This window comes from Bacteroides difficilis (assembly GCF_048319815.1).
Taxonomy (GTDB): Bacteria; Bacteroidota; Bacteroidia; order Bacteroidales; family Bacteroidaceae; genus Bacteroides; species Bacteroides zhangwenhongii.
Genome location: NZ_CP182814.1, coordinates 2,564,986 through 2,583,930, shown reverse-complemented (window position 1 = coordinate 2,583,930; position 18,945 = coordinate 2,564,986). Strand labels below are relative to the sequence as shown.

The window sequence follows — 18,945 nt, the reverse complement described above, 5'->3', positions numbered from 1 at the left end:
AAAAAGAAAAGATGAAGCATACGAAAAGAATTATCTTATCAAAAACGTTGCAAACCATTGAAATATAAGTGATTTCACCATGCTTATATACTTGAAAGCTTTATAGATTTTCATACATTTGATAAGTTCCGATTAGCTATAATGAAAATAAAATTAGCTATAATGAAATCCGGATTAGCTATAATGAAAATAAAATCGGCTATAAAGAAATGGCTACCGTGAAGCACAGGGTATCTTGAGGGTAAAAGCCTATGATTCTCTTTATATAATTATGATTCTCTTCATTAATAACGTACACGGACGCAGGCGCGAGAGAATACTCTTTTATTAGAAAAAAAGCGTGTTATTGAGGGTGAGCCCCTCACCCTCAATAACACGCTTTTTTTCTAATAAATATAATAATATAGAGAAAACAATAAGTAGTATACATCGATTCTTCGTATATTCGCCGCCGAATAAAAAAGAATTTCCCCAAAAGAAACGTCCGATGAAACGATTTAATGACTTTTTCCGCTGTATGTCGCCGCTTGTGCTATTCATGTTGTTCTTTTCCACCACCGGTGCGTCCGCAATGAAAAGCAACGGCCCGGCCGCAGACGGTCATGACTCCATCCGTATCAGCCTGCTGACCTGTGCTCCCGGCGAGGAGATTTATTCTCTGTTCGGACATACAGCCATCCGTTACGAAAATCCTTCACAAGGGATTGATGTAGTTTTCAACTACGGTCTGTTCAGCTTCAACACCCCCAACTTCATACTTCGCTTCTCTCTCGGAGAGACAGATTATCAACTGGGCGCAACCGATTATGCCCATTTTGCGGCAGAATACGCATTCTTCGGACGTAGCGTATGGCAACAGACTCTGAACCTGACCGAAAGAGAAAAGGCCGAATTAATCCGTCTGCTACAAGAGAATTATCGTCCCGAGAACCGGGTGTACCGTTATAATTTCTTTTACGACAATTGCGCCACCCGTCCCCGCGACAAGATAGAAGAAAGCATTGCCGGAAAAGTGATTTATCCCGCAAAACCGCAGGACGGCTCACGGTCTTTCCGCGACATCGTGCATCAATATTGCAAAGGTCATACGTGGGCACGCTTCGGCATTGACTTATGTATCGGAAGCGAAGCAGACCGTCCTATCACACAGCGGCAGATGATGTTTGCCCCATTTTATCTGATGGATGCCTTTGCCGGAGCGCAAATTGAGAATGACTCCATTCAGCGACCGCTTGCGGAAGCCGCCCGACTGATTGTAGACGCCACTCCCGAGACGGATGAAAGCGGCTGGATATTCACTCCGCTACAATGCGCCCTGCTTTTATTTATATTGACAGTCGGCGCTACCATCTACGGTATCCGGCGAAGAACCAGACTATGGGGAGTAGACCTCTTCCTTTTCAGCGCGGCAGGTATCGTAGGTTGTGTTCTTGCCTTTCTGGCTCTCTTTTCCGAACACCCGGCCGTCAGTTCCAATTTCTTATTGCTCGTGTTTCACCCCGGACAACTTCTTTTCCTTCCCTACATCATTTATTGTGACCGAAAAGGAAAGAAATGTTGGTATTTGACCTTGAATTTGATCATTTTAACACTTTTTATAGTGCTTTTTCCGCTAATTCCACAAAGATTTGACTTAGCTGTTGTACCTTTGGCACTCAGTTTGCTGATACGTTCAGCGAGCAACTTAATTGTGACATCTAAAAAGAAATAATGAAAGGATTACTGACTTCCCTTATCACCGTACTTACCTTCACCGGGCTACAAGCTCAGTCGTTGCCTGCTGCACCCAAGCTCGTGGTGGGACTGACGATTGACCAACTGCGTACGGACTACCTGGAAGCATTCTCATCACTTTACGGGGAGAAAGGTTTCAAACGCCTTTGGAAAGAGGGAAGAGTGTTCTATAATGCCGAATATACTTTCAGCGGTGTGGACCGCTCGTCTGCCATAGCCGCCATTTACAGCGGAACGACTCCCTCCATGAACGGAATCATCTCCAAGCGATGGATGGACGCGGCTACCCTACGTCCTGTCAACAGCACAGACGACACGGCTTTCATGGGGTACTATACCGACCAGACGTGTTCTCCTTCCAAATTATTGACTTCCACCATTGCCGATGAGCTCAAAATAGCGACTCAAGGCAAGGGGCTTGTATATGCCATCGCTCCCAAATGTGACGCGGCGATTTTTGCCGCCGGACATGCCGGGAACGGTGCTTTCTGGCTCAATCCCAACACGGGAAAATGGAGCGGAACAACTTATTACGGAGAATTTCCTTGGTGGGCAAGTCAGTACAACGACCGCCAAGCCGTCGATTTCCGTATTGCGAATATCGTATGGGAACCGGTATTTCCTCGCGGGATGTACACATTCCTGCCAGACTGGCGGGATATGGTTTTCAAATATAAATTTGATGACGACCGCAACAACAAGTACCGCCGTTTCATCACCAGCCCTTTCGTGAACGATGAAGTGAATGCGCTTGCCGAAGAAGCATTGAGCAAGAGTTCAATCGGCATGGACGACATTACTGACTTATTGGCACTGACTTATTATGCCGGCAACTACGCACATAAATCCGTACAGGAATGTGCAATGGAAATGCAGGATACCTACGTGCGCATTGACCGTAGCATTGCCAACCTGCTCGAACTGCTCGACAGGAAAGTGGGCTTGCAGAACGTGCTCATCTTCGTCACTTCCACCGGATATACAGACAGCGAATCGTCTGATTCGGGATTATACAAAATTCCCGGAGGAGAGTTCTACCTCAACCGTTGCGCCGCTTTGCTGAATATGTATCTGATGGCTACGTACGGGGAAGGAAAATATGTGGAAACTTATCACAACCAACAGATTTATCTGAATCATAAGTTGCTGGAACAAAAGCAACTCAATCTGACGGAAGTACAAGAGAAGTCCGCCGAATTCCTGATGCAATTCAGTGGAGTGAATGAGGCATATTCCGCCAACAGGCTTCTGTTGGGTTCGTGGACTCCGGAAATCCACAAAATACGTAACGGATATCATCGTAAACGCTCGGGGGATCTGGTAATCGATGTTCTTCCCGGATGGTCAATCGTTGACGAGAACAGCCACGAGAACAAGGTGGTACGCCATTCGTTCATCCCCTCACCGCTGATTTTCATCGGTCACTCGGTGAAACCGGCTATCATACAGACTCCTGTAACCATTGAACATATTGCGCCTACACTGGCTCATTTCATGCGTATCCGGGCTCCCAACGCCTGCAGCTCCGCCCCTATTACCGACTTGCGGTAAAAGTTTACTCATAAAAACAGGGTGCAAAACATAAATAAATCAGCATTTTAATGTAACTTTGCAGGGATTATCCACCACGGATTCCACAGATTCACACAGATTGAAAAGAAAAATCTGTGTCCTGTATAAAAGATCCGTGAGAATCTGTGAAATCCGTGGTGCAAAAAAGATAAATAATAAACTAAATAATAGAACATGGGATTTAATGAATTTTTAAGCTCGATTTTCGGAAACAAATCCACACGAGACATGAAAGAAATCAAGCCCTGGGTGGAGAAGATTAAAGCCGCCTACCCGGAGGTTGAGAAACTGGATAACGACGCACTCCGCGCAAAAACGGAAGAACTCAAAAAATATATCCGCGAATCAGCAACCACCGAACGTGCGAAAGTGGAAGAACTGAAAGCGAGTATCGAAAGCCTTGAACTGGAAGACCGCGAAGAAGTATTTGCGCAAATAGACAAGATAGAAAAAGAAATTCTGGAGAAATATGAAAAAGCATTGGACGAAGTATTGCCCGTTGCTTTCTCCATCGTTAAGGCAACTGCCAAACGTTTTGCCGAAAATGAAGAAATTGTAGTGACTGCCACGGAATTCGACCGCCAGCTCGCTGCAACAAAGGATTTTGTACGCATCGAGGGAGACAAAGCCATTTATCAGAATCACTGGATGGCCGGTGGTAACGACACGGTGTGGAACATGGTTCACTACGACGTACAGTTGTTTGGTGGTGTCGTTCTCCATAAAGGCAAGATTGCGGAAATGGCAACCGGTGAAGGTAAGACATTGGTAGCTACCCTCCCGGTATTCCTGAACGCATTGACCGGAAACGGTGTTCATGTGGTAACCGTGAACGACTATCTGGCAAAACGTGACTCCGAATGGATGGGTCCTCTCTATATGTTCCACGGTCTGAGTGTGGATTGCATCGACCGCCATCAACCGAACTCCGACGCACGCCGTCAGGCATATCTGGCCGACATCACTTTCGGAACGAACAACGAATTCGGTTTCGACTACCTGCGCGACAATATGGCTATCAGTCCGAAAGACCTTGTACAACGTCAGCACAACTACGCGATTGTCGATGAGGTTGACTCCGTACTGATTGACGACGCACGTACTCCGTTGATTATTTCCGGGCCTGTGCCGAAAGGCGATGACCAATTATTCGAACAACTCCGTCCGTTGGTTGAACGTCTGGTAGAAGCGCAGAAGATATTGGCTACCAAATATTTGTCTGAGGCCAAGAAGCTGATCGCAACCGGTGACAAGAAAGATATGGAAGAGGGATTCCTCGCTTTGTATCGCAGTCATAAGGCATTGCCTAAAAATAAAGCGTTGATAAAGTTCTTGAGTGAGCAAGGCATCAAGGCCGGTATGCTCAAGACAGAGGAAATCTATATGGAGCAGAACAACAAGCGTATGCATGAGGTGACTGATCCGTTGTATTTCGTCATCGACGAGAAGCTGAACAGCGTAGATTTGACAGACAAAGGTGTAGACCTGATTACCGGCAACTCAGAAGACCCGACCTTGTTCGTACTCCCCGATATCGCCGGACAACTCTCGGAACTGGAGAATGTGCCGGACCTGACTAACGAGGAAAAACTCCAGAAGAAGGACGAACTGCTGACTAACTACGCCGTTAAATCGGAACGCGTACATACAATCAACCAATTATTGAAGGCGTACACCATGTTCGAGAAAGATGACGAGTATGTGGTTATCGACGGACAAGTGAAGATTGTAGACGAACAGACCGGACGTATCATGGAAGGCCGCCGCTATTCTGACGGACTGCATCAGGCTATCGAAGCAAAGGAACGCGTGAAAGTGGAAGCTGCTACGCAGACTTTCGCCACGATTACTTTGCAGAACTACTTCCGTATGTATCACAAGCTGTCCGGTATGACCGGTACTGCCGAGACGGAAGCAGGCGAACTTTGGGACATTTATAAATTGGATGTTGTGGTAATCCCGACCAACCGTCCGATTGCCCGCAAAGACATGAACGACCGCGTTTACAAGACTAAGCGCGAAAAATATAAAGCCGTGATCGAGGAAATCGAACAATTGGTTCAGGCAGGACGTCCGGTGTTGGTAGGTACCACTTCGGTAGAAATCTCCGAAATGCTGAGTAAAATGCTGACCATGCGTAAGATTGAACATAATGTATTGAATGCGAAGTTGCACCAGAAAGAAGCCGAAATCGTAGCGAAAGCCGGTTTGAGTTGCGCGGTAACGATTGCAACCAACATGGCAGGTCGTGGTACGGATATCAAACTAAGTCCGGAGGTAAAGGCTGCAGGCGGTTTGGCGATTATCGGTACGGAACGTCATGAGTCCCGCCGTGTAGACCGCCAGTTGCGTGGTCGTGCAGGACGTCAGGGTGACCCGGGTTCTTCTGTATTCTTCGTATCACTGGAAGATGACTTGATGCGTCTGTTCTCTTCCGACCGTATCGCAAGCGTAATGGATAGACTCGGTTTCCAGGAAGGCGAAATGATTGAGCATAAAATGATTTCCAATTCTATCGAACGCGCCCAGAAGAAGGTAGAAGAAAACAACTTCGGTATCCGTAAGCGTCTGTTGGAATACGACGACGTTATGAACAAGCAACGTACGGTTGTCTACACGAAACGCCGCCATGCGCTGATGGGTGAACGTATCGGTATGGATATCGTAAATATGATTTGGGACCGTTGCGCGAATGCCATCGAAAATAATGACTACGAGGGTTGTCAGATGGAACTGCTCCAAACGTTGGCTATGGAAACTCCGTTCACAGAGGAAGAGTTCCGCAACGAGAAGAAAGAGAAGTTGGCCGACAAGACTTTCAACATTGCGATGGAGAATTTCAAACGCAAGACCGAACGTCTGGCTCAAATCGCTAATCCGGTTATCAAACAAGTATATGAGAATCAAGGACATATGTATGAAAACATCCTGATTCCTATTACGGACGGCAAACGTATGTACAACATCTCTTGCAACCTGAAAGCGGCTTACGAATCGGAATCGAAAGAGGTGGTGAAATCATTCGAGAAATCAATCCTGCTCCATGTGATCGATGAAGCATGGAAAGAGAATTTGCGTGAACTGGACGAACTGAAACATTCGGTACAGAACGCCAGCTATGAACAAAAAGACCCGCTATTGATTTACAAACTGGAATCCGTAACGCTGTTTGACGCAATGGTGAACAAAATCAACAACCAGACTGTGTCTATCCTGATGCGTGGACAAATTCCTGTACAGGAAGCTCCGGACGAACCGTCCGCACGCCGGGTAGAAGTACGTCAGGCTGCTCCGGAACAACGTCAGGACATGAGCAAGTATCGTGAGAACAAACAGGATTTGAACGACCCGAACCAGCAGGCTGCCGCCAATCAGGATACCCGCGAACAGCAGAAACGCGAACCGATTCGCGCCGAAAAAACAGTAGGACGCAACGATCCTTGTCCATGCGGAAGCGGTAAGAAGTACAAGAACTGCCACGGAAGAAATCTTTGATCAATGAGGTAAGGAGCAGACGACAGGATTTGTACCCGGCGCTCCCTATCTTCCGATTATAAAAGAAAGCCTTAAACGGTTAAAAACTGTTTGAGGCTTTCTTTTGTTCTTTCAAAATAGTACTTTTGTTCAAACTACTAAATGTATTAAATTGTATTGACTATGGCAAAATCTTATTCATTGGCATTCGTTTCTCTGTTTCTATTACTATTCGGCAGCTGTCAAAGTATAGAACAGATTTCCATTGATTATCTGCAACCTGCCGATTTAAGTTTTCCTCCTCAACTTCGTAAAGTGGCCATCGTAAATAATACAAGTAATGCACCGGACGATAAGCTGACTCCCCAAACTAAAAAGTCGAAAGACAATAGAGTTGAAATAAGCCGTGCCATAGCTTATACCAATGGCGATCCTAAGGTTGCGGCAGAAGCGATGGCGGAAGAGATAGCGCATCAGAACTACTTTGACGAAGTGGTGATTTGCGACTCTGCCTTGCGGGCAAACGATAAAATCTCCCGTGAAAGTACACTTTCTCAAGAGGAAGTCCGCCAACTAGCTTCCGATCTGGGAGTAGATCTGATTATTGCTTTGGAAAATCTGCAATTCAAAATAACGAAAACAGTACGTTACTTGGAGGAATTCGGGTGTTATCAAGGTGCGATAGATGCGAAAGTCTATCCAACGGTATCCGTATACCTGCCCGAACGGAGTAAACCGATGGCTACTATCCGTCTCAATGACAGCATTTTCTGGGAGGATTTCGGAATTTCACCTACAGAAGCCGCCGCACAAATCATCCCCACAAAAGATATGCTGAAAGAGGCTGCTGAGTTCGCAGGAACCGTGCCCGTAAAATATATTGTCCCTATCTGGAAGAACGGGAAGCGTTATCTGTATACCGGTGGCTCTGTCCCCATGCGCGATGCGGCCATTTATGTACGCGAAAATTCGTGGGACGAAGCATACGAACTTTGGAATCAAGCCTACCAATCGACTAAAAACGAAAAGAAAAAGATGCGTGCAGCTCTTAATATAGCTGTTTATTATGAGATGAAAGATAGTCTGGCAAAAGCGGAAGAATGGGCTACTACCGCTCAACAACACGCCCGGAAAACAGAATTGAAAAAGAATACCGGCAACAATAAAATCAATACCGATGAAGCACCGAATTACTTCTACATCAGCCTCTATTTAACCGAATTGAAGGAGAGAAACGCCCAATTATCCAAGCTTAAGCTACAAATGAGCCGATTTAATGATGATTTTTAAGGAAATCGTGTATCAAATCTTATTTTTTTTATACCTTTGAGCTAACAAAAAGAAGGAACCCATGAAATTGAGCGAACAATCACTATCTATTATCGAATCGGCTATCCAAAAGGCAGTCGCTAAATACACCTGTAACTGTGAACAAACAGCAGTAACCGATATCCACCTCCAACCGGACCAGACTTCGGGGCAACTTAATGTTTACAACGATGATGATGAAGAATTAGCTAACGTCATGATAGAAGAATGGGCTACATACGACGGTGATGATTTTTTGGAGAATGTAGAACCTTCTTTGCGCAGTATCCTGTGCAGAATGAAGGAGGCGGGGGACTTCGAGAAGATTACCATCTTGAAGCCTTACTCATTCGTTCTGGTAGATGAAGAAAAAGAAACCGTAGCCGAGTTGTTATTAATAGACGACGATACAATACTGGTAAACGATGAACTTCTGAAAGGATTGGATAAGGAATTGGACGATTTCTTAAAAGAGTTGTTAGAAAAATAAACTCCTTCACTAATTACAATTCTTTCTATCAAGCTGATTCGTTCCAGCTTAGATTGGAACGAAATATTCAATATTAAAAGTTAATTTAGAAGAAACAGCACTTATTGAATTAACAACAGAAGGCATCCCAAATCTAATTGAGATGCCTTACATATACAAAAAGTATCAGAAAGTTATACCTTCTTCAAAGCCTCAATACTTTCTTTCAAAGATTTGATAATACTTTCCGCATCTGCCTGTTTCTTACGTTCCAATTCAAGAACAGCTGCCGGAGCATTATTAACGAATTTCTCGTTACTAAGTTTTTTCAGCACTCCTTGCAAGAACCCTTCTTTGTGTTTGAGTTCCGCTTCCATACGGGCGATCTCCGCTTCCACATCAATCATATTCCCCAATGGCACGGCGAATTCAGTTGTTCCGATCATGAAGGAAGCGGCACCTTCCGGCTTGCTCTCCACTACTGTAAGAGAAGAAAGATTACACATCTTAATGATAATCGGATTCATCTTCTCTACCGGATGACTGCCTACAACCTGCAATTCAAGTTGTTCTTTCATGGCAATATTCTTCTGCAAACGGATACTGCGAACATTACTGATAATTTCCTTAGCAACCTCAAACTCTTGCAGGAATTTCTCATTCACTTCATTCGGCTCGAACATTTGGGTTACCATCAAGCTGGCACCCGGTTTACGTTCACGCAGTTGCTGCCACAGTTCTTCTGTAATAAACGGCATGAAAGGATGAAGCATTTCAAGCAGACGTTCGAAAGAGCTAAGAACCATATCATAAATAAAACCATTTACAGGTTGTCCGTAAGCCGGTTTCACTATTTCCAGCAACCAAGAAGAAAATTCATCCCAGAACAGCTTATAAACCAACATCAACGCTTCACTCAAACGATATTTGGAGAAAAGATCGGCTACTTCAACTGCCGCCGCATCCAGTCTTTGATCAAACCATTGAACAGCCAAATGTGCATCAGCGGGAATGGGAACGGAACCCATACCATTTGTCCATCCTTTAATCAGACGGAAAGCATTCCAAATTTTGTTACAGAAGTTACGTCCCTGTTCGCAAAGCGCATCATCGAAAAGGATATCATTGCCAGCGGGAGCAGACAACATCATTCCCATACGTACACCGTCAGCACCATATTTGTCAATCAGTTCGAGCGGATCGGGAGAGTTACCGAGTGACTTGGACATCTTACGCCCTAGCTTATCACGAACGATACCCGTGAAGTAAACGTTCTTAAACGGCATTTTTCCTTCATATTCATAACCTGCCATAATCATGCGGGCTACCCAGAAGAAAATAATATCCGGACCTGTCACCAGGTCACTTGTCGGATAATAGTACTTGATTTCTTCGTTACCCGGATTGTTGATACCATCAAACAAAGAAATAGGCCACAACCATGAAGAGAACCAAGTATCCAGACAGTCTTCGTCCTGGCGAAGATCGTCTATCGTCAAAGCGGCATTGCCTGTCTTTTCTTTTGCCTTCGCCAATGCCTCTTCCGGAGTAGCGGCCACTACATAACCACCCTCCGGCAGGAAATAAGCGGGAATACGATGTCCCCACCACAACTGACGACTGATACACCAGTCTTTGATGTTTTCCATCCAATGGCGATAAGTATTCTTATATTTTGCAGGATAGAATTTCAATTCATCATTCATCACAGGAGGCAAGGCCATATCTGCAAAATGCTGCATCTTGAGGAACCATTGCATAGATAGTTTCGGTTCGATCACTACGTTGGTACGTTCCGAGTAACCTACCTTATTTGTATAGGCTTCTGTTTTCTCCAGCAGACCGGCAGCTTCGAGATCTTTCTCAATCTGTTTGCGGACATCAAAACGATCCATACCGATATACATACCGGCGGCTTCACTCAACGTACCGTTATCATTGAAGATATCAATGCTGGGAAGATTGTATTTTTCACCCAGCATATAGTCGTTTACATCATGAGCGGGAGTTACTTTCAAACAACCTGTACCGAACTCGATATCCACATACTCATCTTCAATCACAGGAATAGTACGGTTCACTAACGGAACAATTACTTTCTTCCCTTTCAGCCATGCATTTTTCGGGTCGTTAGGATTGATACACATTGCCGTATCACCCATGATCGTTTCCGGACGGGTAGTTGCCACTACCGCATAACGGCCTTCCGGATCACCTTCTACTTTATAACGGAGATAATACAGTTTTCCATGTTCTTCTTTGTAGATGACTTCTTCGTCCGAAAGAGCGGTCAGCGCTTTCGGGTCCCAGTTCACCATACGGACTCCGCGATAGATCAAGCCTTTATCGAACAAATCTACGAATACCTTGATAACACTTTCACTACGTTTTTCGTCCATAGTAAAGGCAGTACGATCCCAATCGCAGGATGCACCGAGCTTGCGAAGCTGTTTCAGGATAATACCTCCATGTTCGTCCGTCCAGTCCCAAGCGTGCTTCAGGAACTCGTCACGAGTCAAATCGGTTTTCTTGATACCTTGCGCGGCTAGTTTGTTCACCACCTTCGCCTCTGTCGCAATAGAAGCATGATCGGTGCCCGGAACCCAGCACGCATTCTTGCCTTCCATACGGGCACGACGAACCAAAATATCCTGAATGGTATTATTAAGCATATGTCCCATGTGCAGCACACCAGTGACATTAGGAGGAGGAATGACGATGGTGTAAGGTTCACGGCCATCGGGTTTAGAACTGAATAAATGATTGTCCAGCCAATACTGGTACCACTTTCCCTCCACATCAGCGGGATTGTACTTACTTGCTAATTCCATATTGCTTTATGTATATAATAAATTTATTTATTGCGAAAGTTTGCGAAATACGGGTGCAAAATTAATAAATAAGTAGAATATAGGCGCAAGAATCAGTACTTTTGTTCTTTGAAAATAGCCGAGACGTATGAAAAAAAGAAAGCGGACGATTCGATATATCATTTTAGGCAGTTTGCTGTTGTTGGTATGGCTCACTCAGATGTTGCCGTTTATGGGAGAAATATATGCACGCACGATTTACCCTGTCATATCTTATTGCCTGTCATTTTTCTCCCGATGGATTCCGTTCGCGCTAGGAGATTTATTTATCTTTCTCAGTATCATAGGGGTTATAGCCTATCCTTTCTACGCTCGTCTTCATAAAAAGTTACGTTGGAAGAAGATCCTTCTGAATGACGGTGAATATCTTCTGTGGATTTATGTCTGGTTTTACCTCGCTTGGGGGCTTAACTATTCTCAGAAGAATTTCTATCAACGGACGGAAATTCCTTATACTGAATACAATAAAGAGAATTTCCAAACGTTTGTCAATGAATATATCGATTTATTGAACCATTCATATACCCCCGTAACCAGTATCAATGAGAAGCTGGTACGTGAAGAAAACATACGGTTATATCATCAACTGAGTGACAGTCTGGGCGTACACCGTCCTCCACATAATTATCTCAAAGCGAAAACAATGCTGTTCACTCCGTTTATCTCAATGGTAGGGGTAACGGGTAGCATGGGACCTTTCTTTTGTGAGTTTACGCTGAATGGAGATTTACTTCCTGTCAATTATCCTGCCACTTATGCGCATGAACTTGCCCATTTATTGGGTATCACCAGCGAAGCGGAAGCTAATTTTTATGCCTATCAGATATGCACCTGTTCCCAAGCGATGGGTATTCGTTTTTCCGGTTATTTCTCTGTGCTCGGTCATGTATTGGGAAATGCATACAGGTTATTGCCGGAAGAAGAATACACTCAACTGCTTGAACGCATCCGACCTGAAATAATTGAATTGGCAAAAGAGAATCAAGCGTATTGGACGGCCAAATATAGTCCGGTAGTCGGTGCTGTTCAGGATTGGATATACGACCTCTATCTGAAAGGTAACAAGATAGAAAGTGGTAGGAAAAATTATTCGGAGGTGGTAGGACTACTGATTTCGTATAGGGAGTGGAAAAAGAAATAATTTTAGATTGTGCCTTGTTTTGGCACATAGTATCCCGATATTTGCAACACTAATATAAAACGGATAAGACTAATTTCATTATGGCAAAAGATCTTTTTAACCCACATTGCGCATAACTTCTAATCTATTCCATTGAAAATCAGTCATCATTTTTTTGGAGTGATGCTTTTGGGTGCACTATGGATTTCATTTCAGTCAACGTATTAGGACTGATTCCTAATGCGGCATAGATATTACGCATAGTGTCTTCCGGTGTGTGTTTTGTCTTACAGCAATAGTCCTGCCACCTTCAGCTTCGAATTCAGCTGTGACTCAAACTCGTGCGTTCATTATACGAATAATCTCATTCCACCGTATATCAATTCCTTTTAGTGCCAAATTATATTTGGTCGTCGAAACCACCCAATATGCCAAAACTGCAAGATTGAGGTGCGATTTAGTTCCTTGGTCAGTTTTATGGAACACCGGGCGTATATCGAAATCCATATTCAGGGTCTTGAAGAACTTATGTAAAGCTTTGCATAACTCCAACAAGGAAAGCAAAAGTTATCTATCACTTGGAGGGTATAACTTTAACGGACAGATTGCAGACTGTACGCTTTGCTTCATCACCTATATCGTACTAGCCCTAGATAAAAGATTTTCTGATTATGAGATTATGGGCGACCTTTTTAGGAACAACTGTTGACTTTGACACTATAGAAACGCATACTTGCATGCTTAGAAACGATGCTCACAGCCATGACTAAGTTAATAGCGTAGAGCCATTGCAAATGCTTCAAAGATAACGCCAAACAGATAGAAGTTATGGTTGATGCGCTACAGAAATACCATGCTGAAACAAGGCAAGCTGCAGCTTAACTATTTTTAGGAATAAGTTAAAGACTAATTATATATTGTTTTGAAGGATACCATCCCTCTTCAATTGCCATCAAATAGGGGTGGAAAACTTTTGATAATAACTTCAACGAAGAGTAGTCAATATCCCGATACTAGACAGTCAACCCATTGTGAAACATTATTTCAACATTACTCACCAGTTTACTTTTTGTAGGCGGACAACATTGTGAAGATACAGGTTACATCTTCGAGGCCGTTGTCGCATCTGCAGATTTTTCTGAGTGTATTATCTCTACAGGTACTACATCAACCTTACAATATTTTTTATACCAGCGTTCAAACTAGTTATAGACTATTCCGTTCATCTGACAGTACTGAACGATCGATATGGAATGAGGAACTCCTTCTTTTTGACAGCGTTCCCATAAAATCTTTAAATCTGTGCTGCTTGCCATATTTTTTTGAGTTTATGGCACAAATGTCTAACTTATGATTTGATAATACAAATAAGCAATTTAGTGCTTACTACATATTTAGGGGACTGTCATATAAATCTGCTAATACATAGTTTTCATAACGTGGATGTACATCACTCCTCCAATGATTAGAAGATGATTCTATTTCAATTCTTCCCCAACGAACATTTTCAACATTACCTTTCATAACTAAATCAATTTATTTGATAATAAACCCAGACTACCTGATTGAAGCGAACATTGACATTGCCATCATGCCTTCAATGTTGACTATTTTGTCATCTATGCAAGCCACTGCGGCACAGTAACCGAGAAACCTCTTGTAGGCAGGCTTTGTGGCATACTTTTCAGTTTCAATGAACTGATGACCAAAGTCAATGTCATATTCTTCACCGGTTTTCAAATCGCCTGTAGTAATCAGAGCATTTACAAAAAACTCATTGAGTTTATCTGCCGTATTGAAATCGTATACCTTTCCGCTGCCGAAAATGTAAGCCATGCTTGTCCAACTCGTCAATGGTTCTAAGAAAGGTATCCGCACTACAGGTCTGAAGGATTGGGTAGAGAGAAAGGTGGTGCATAAGATGGAATGTCACATCTTTCACACATGAACCGCCACAGAAGAAAACGCACATGAAAGAACGGATAATCTCGCTGTACTGATAACCCCAAAGGAGGCATCGCAGACTAAGGAGTGCTGTCAATGATTGGTGTCAAAAGACGATTAAACAGCTCCATTACGCTAAAAATTCCACCAAAAGGTGTGAGCTTCTCTGATTTTATTTGTACTTTTACCATGTCATTACTGATTTTGCTCGTTTTTGGATTTGCAACACGAAGATAAGTGAAAAATCAGACATGACAAAATCCTGGTAATATATTATTATCCAGTAGCTTATAAATAATATTAGTGAATTAAGTTGTGGAATTAAGGTTATATTTTTAAACAGCAAACATCAAGTCAATATGAAAAAGATTATCTTTATAATGTTACTAGGGTTAGTCTGTAATACAATCAATGCCCAAATTGTGACTAAACAAGAATTAGAAGAATATACTAACATAGGCAATATGTCTTGGTCAGCAAAGGCTAAGGAGCTATCCAATGAATATCAGTTGAATGAATTGGGCGAACTATCATTATCAATTATAAAAGAGTATAAAGGTCAGTCCCAATCTCAACTATACCGTAAAATTATGGATTGGATCATATCTATGTCTTCCGATGCAAAGTCAGCTATACAGGTATCAAATGAAGAAGAAGGAACAATCATAGCACGTTGTTATCTGCCTAATATTGCAAAACGTACTATGGGAGATAATTCATATAGGGTAAGCATCCGACCACTTCTTAAATTTAATTTTAAAGAAGAACGCATCCGAATGACATACACTCTACAAAATTATGAGGTATTGAAGATAAATGACGATAGTGGATATGTAATAATGTTTGGTGGAGGTTTTGGTGTAACAGGTAATGGCATTACTAAAGACACCCAAATATGGGCACTTTCTGATTGTTATCCATTTGCAAAAAACATACAACACCCTAAAGTGACATCATCACGAGCTTTTGTTTATTCACTATCATGTTGTAAAATCCTTGTAGACAAAATTGATACAGTTCTAAAGAAACCATTGCAAATAAGTGATGATGATTGGTAATTACTCCCTGCAATTCCAGCATTTTGAAATTGCGGCATAGTTATCATTCTTTTATTAACGCTTACGTTCACCACATATGTCTCTACGAAACTTGTGACTATTCTTTCTCCGTTACACTACGAAAGATAATAACGTCACTCTCACAGACATACTCTAAAGGGTTCAACTCCCGCTCCGCACTTGAACAATCCCCCTATTATCAATTAAGGATTCATTGGAATATAGAGATCTCGGAGAAATAATAAATTAGGCAATGAAGGGCGATAATTGGAATAAATGGGGAACTGGGGAAATCCTATACATTAATTGCACAACAAAAGTGCAGAAAACTATTAATTTCTGCACTTTTGTTGTGCAATTAATGTATCTTTGTGCATAAATATATGCCAACCATGGACAGATTATACGAAAACTTCAATAAACTCCTTAAAGCTACAAGTACCGATTTCATCCGATACAAGTATGCTGAAATAAATTGGGGCAGCCATATGCTCGGACTTGTCGGACCACGCGGAGTAGGTAAAACCACCATGTTCCTGCAACATATCAAGCAGAACATGAATCCGAAAGATACATTATATGTTTCAGCAGACAATATGTATTTTGCCGATAATTCCCTGATTGACCTAACGGACAAATTCAGCAAACAAGGCGGCAAACATTTATTCATTGATGAAATACACAAATATCCTAATTGGTCTCGTGAATTAAAGCAGATATTCGATTCTTATCCGGATATGCAAGTTCTTTTTACCGGTTCCTCTATTCTGGATATTTATAAAGGAACGGCAGATTTGAGCAGACGTGCACCAATCTATGAAATGCAAGGACTGTCTTTCAGAGAATATTTAAGTATGTTCCATCAAATTCATGTACCAGCCTACTCATTAGAAGAAATACTGGAGCATAAAGTTGAAATTCCGGGAATAGCACATCCACTTCCGCTGTTCGCTGAATATATACGACACGGCTATTACCCGTTTAGCAAAGATACCACTTTTGAAATTGAGTTAAACCAAGTAATCAACCAAACTATGGAGAATGACATTCCTCAATACGCTAATATGAATGTCTCGACAGGACGTAAATTGAAACAGTTATTGATGATTATTGCCAAAAGCGTCCCATTTAAACCTGTCATGCAGAAACTCGCTGACATCATCGGAGTAAGTCGTAATTATTTAAGCGATTACTTACTTTATATTGAGAAAGCGGGAATGATAGCTCAGGTTAGGGATGATACAGGTGGAATCAGAGGGTTAGGAAAAGTAGAAAAAATATATCTTGATAATACTAATCTCATTTATGCGTTAGGAAGAGAAAATTCCAATACCGGTAATATCCGTGAAACATTCTTTTATAATCAAATGCGAGTTAAACAGGATATTATATCTTCCAAGATTTCTGATTTTCAAATTGGAAAAAGAACATTCGAAATAGGAGGAAAAAACAAAGGACAGCAACAGATTGCTAAAGCACAAGAAGGATATATTGTGAAAGACGATATTGAAACCGGTTATGGGAATATTATTCCACTTTGGAACTTCGGGATGAATTATTAGTCATATCTTTGCATCAACTTTTAAATAAAAAGACTTATGTCACATACCAGACAAGAACAGATGGAAGCCTTCGGACGCTTCCTGGACATTCTCGACGAACTGCGTGTTAAATGTCCCTGGGACCGTAAACAGACGAATGAAAGTCTACGTCCCAACACTATAGAAGAGACTTACGAACTTTGCGATGCCCTGATGAGGGATGACAAGAAAGAAATCTGCAAAGAATTGGGAGACGTATTATTGCACGTCGCTTTCTATGCCAAGATAGGCTCGGAAACAGGAGATTTTGACATCAAAGATGTTTGCGACAAACTGTGCGATAAGCTGATTTTCCGCCATCCGCATGTGTTCGGAGAGGTGAAAGCAGAGACAGCCGGACAAGTTTCCGAGAACTGGGAACAATTGAAACTCAAAGAGAAAGATGGCAACAAAAGTGTATTAAGCGGTGTGCCCGCTGCCCTACCCTCGCTTATCAAGGCTTACCGTATTCAGGACAAGGCCCGCAATGTAGGTTTCGACTGGGAAGAACGGGAACAGGTTTGGGACAAAGTGAAAGAAGAAATAGGTGAGTTTCAGGAGGAAGTAGCCAATATGGATAAGGATAAGGCGGAAGCAGAATTCGGCGATGTCATGTTCAGTCTTATCAATGCGGCACGCCTTTATAAAATCAATCCCGATAATGCACTGGAACTTACCAACCAGAAGTTTATCCGCCGTTTCAACTATCTGGAAGAGCACACCATCAAAGAAGGCAAGAATCTGAAAGCCATGACCCTGGAAGAGATGGATGCCATTTGGAACGAAGCCAAGAAAAAAGGATTATAGTTTCGCATGAACCTGATACCGAAAAAAATGAAGGCTCTATTCCTACGAAAACAGAGCCTTCATTTCCCACAGACGAAACGTCTGTCCGCACTCCGACAGAGCGTCTGGTTTATTCACTTACTTTTTTTGTATCTTTACTTTCTCCCTTACGGTGCATACCTTTGATCATTTCCCTATGGAAACGCATTTCCGCCCGTTGCACAAGAAAGATCTTCTTGCTGGAAAGGATTTTATTGAACTTGCCCAAATAGGTTCTATCTAGTTGGTCGGCAGCAATACGGTTCTCAGCAATCTTCTCATTGATTTCTTTGTATTGAGCTTCCGTAGTTTTATCATCCTTGCCTTTACGCATCAGATTCCATGATTCGTCATTCAATTTTTTCTTCTTATCCTGAAGTTCAAAATAAATAGGAAAGAACTTTGCAGCTTCTTCTTTAGTCAGTTTTGCTTGTTCAATAATATATGCCTTTTGTTTTGTTCTGAATTCCTCGCGAGATAAATGTTGTTCACATCCGTCGGCAGCCCAAAGAAGGGGCATAAAGCCACACAACAAAACAAGTAATGCAATTAATTTTTTCATTTTCCGTATTCAATCAGTTTTAATAAATCATTCTACACTCGCGTCACTCAGATAGACATACAACGAATAATCATCCAACATGGCACGATCCAATGCCATATCAATCATTTCATCGGATATGACTTCAGTTTCTATCTCAGTCACCGCCACATCAATATCTGCAACAGACTTACGATCTGACGACGCCACCCGTATAATCAAGGCAGCCCCCACAAACATAGCTGCCATATAGAGCAATGGTTTCAGTCTTGTCCATGTACTGACAGGTTCTTCCTTGAAAACCACTTTCTCTTTTTCAGGAAGTTTATTCATCACCTCTGAAGTCAGGTTCTCAAAGTAACCACCAGGAACTTTGAAGGAATCTTCCTTACCAAGTTTCTTCAATAGGATATCTTCTTCTTTCATTCGTTTTTCTCCTCTCTTTGATTT

General features: G+C 42.4%; 12 protein-coding genes and 1 pseudogene. 9 read left to right on the top strand and 4 right to left on the bottom strand.

Features of this window, described 5'->3' with window-relative positions; genetic code table 11:
• The first annotated feature begins 487 nt into the window (after positions 1-487).
• The 5 genes from ACNOGP_RS09445 to ACNOGP_RS09425 all read left to right on the top strand — a co-directional run bounded on the left by ACNOGP_RS09445 (position 488) and on the right by ACNOGP_RS09425 (position 8,578).
• Entirely contained in the window at positions 488-1,711 is a 1,224-nt protein-coding gene (locus ACNOGP_RS09445) for a DUF4105 domain-containing protein (RefSeq protein WP_418214645.1), read from the top strand.
• Entirely contained in the window at positions 1,711-3,285 is a 1,575-nt protein-coding gene (locus tag ACNOGP_RS09440) for an alkaline phosphatase family protein (protein ID WP_195531954.1), read from the top strand. The genes ACNOGP_RS09445 and ACNOGP_RS09440 overlap by 1 nt, the downstream gene beginning before the upstream one ends.
• A gap of 195 nt (positions 3,286-3,480) precedes the next feature.
• Complete coding sequence (gene secA, locus ACNOGP_RS09435; protein ID WP_007765267.1) at positions 3,481-6,801, top strand: preprotein translocase subunit SecA; 3,321 nt, start codon at positions 3,481-3,483, stop codon at positions 6,799-6,801.
• Positions 6,802-6,963: 162 nt separating this feature from the next.
• On the top strand, positions 6,964-8,070 hold the full coding sequence (locus ACNOGP_RS09430; RefSeq protein WP_418214644.1) for a DUF6340 family protein: 1,107 nt from the start codon (positions 6,964-6,966) through the stop codon (positions 8,068-8,070).
• Positions 8,071-8,131: 61 nt separating this feature from the next.
• A complete protein-coding gene (locus ACNOGP_RS09425; protein ID WP_007765259.1) occupies positions 8,132-8,578 on the top strand; it encodes a hypothetical protein in 447 nt (148 codons plus the stop codon).
• 173 nt (positions 8,579-8,751) lie between these two features.
• Here the strand turns inward: ACNOGP_RS09425 and ACNOGP_RS09420 are convergent, their stop codons facing one another.
• A complete protein-coding gene (locus tag ACNOGP_RS09420) occupies positions 8,752-11,388 on the bottom strand; it encodes a valine--tRNA ligase (protein ID WP_418214643.1) in 2,637 nt (878 codons plus the stop codon).
• Between the two features lie 127 nt (positions 11,389-11,515).
• Between ACNOGP_RS09420 and ACNOGP_RS09415 the strand changes: the two genes are divergently transcribed.
• Positions 11,516-12,568: a DUF3810 domain-containing protein gene (locus ACNOGP_RS09415; protein WP_418214642.1), complete on the top strand. Its 1,053-nt coding sequence runs from the start codon at positions 11,516-11,518 to the stop codon at positions 12,566-12,568.
• 1,540 nt (positions 12,569-14,108) lie between these two features.
• Here the strand turns inward: ACNOGP_RS09415 and ACNOGP_RS09410 are convergent.
• A pseudogene (locus ACNOGP_RS09410) lies at positions 14,109-14,682 on the bottom strand (IS1380 family transposase); the annotation flags it as partial.
• Between the two features lie 168 nt (positions 14,683-14,850).
• On the opposite strand from ACNOGP_RS09410, the gene ACNOGP_RS09405 reads away from it, so the two are divergent.
• The 3 genes from ACNOGP_RS09405 to mazG all read left to right on the top strand — a co-directional run bounded on the left by ACNOGP_RS09405 (position 14,851) and on the right by mazG (position 17,936).
• Positions 14,851-15,549: a DUF4468 domain-containing protein gene (locus tag ACNOGP_RS09405; protein ID WP_418214641.1), complete on the top strand. Its 699-nt coding sequence runs from the start codon at positions 14,851-14,853 to the stop codon at positions 15,547-15,549.
• A 392-nt stretch (positions 15,550-15,941) separates the two neighbouring features.
• Entirely contained in the window at positions 15,942-17,111 is a 1,170-nt protein-coding gene (locus tag ACNOGP_RS09400) for an ATP-binding protein (RefSeq protein WP_418214640.1), read from the top strand.
• Between the two features lie 36 nt (positions 17,112-17,147).
• Entirely contained in the window at positions 17,148-17,936 is a 789-nt protein-coding gene (mazG, locus tag ACNOGP_RS09395; protein ID WP_272720032.1) for a nucleoside triphosphate pyrophosphohydrolase, read from the top strand.
• A gap of 109 nt (positions 17,937-18,045) precedes the next feature.
• Here the strand turns inward: mazG and ACNOGP_RS09390 are convergent, their stop codons facing one another.
• Positions 18,046-18,516 carry a hypothetical protein gene (locus ACNOGP_RS09390; RefSeq protein ID WP_418214639.1) on the bottom strand — a complete coding sequence of 157 codons (471 nt, stop codon included), beginning with the start codon at positions 18,514-18,516 and terminating at the stop codon, positions 18,046-18,048.
• A gap of 27 nt (positions 18,517-18,543) precedes the next feature.
• The gene (locus ACNOGP_RS09385; protein WP_418214638.1) at positions 18,544-18,921 is read right to left on the bottom strand and encodes a hypothetical protein; all 378 of its coding nucleotides are present in this window, start codon (positions 18,919-18,921) and stop codon (positions 18,544-18,546) included.
• Positions 18,922-18,945: the final 24 nt, after the last annotated feature.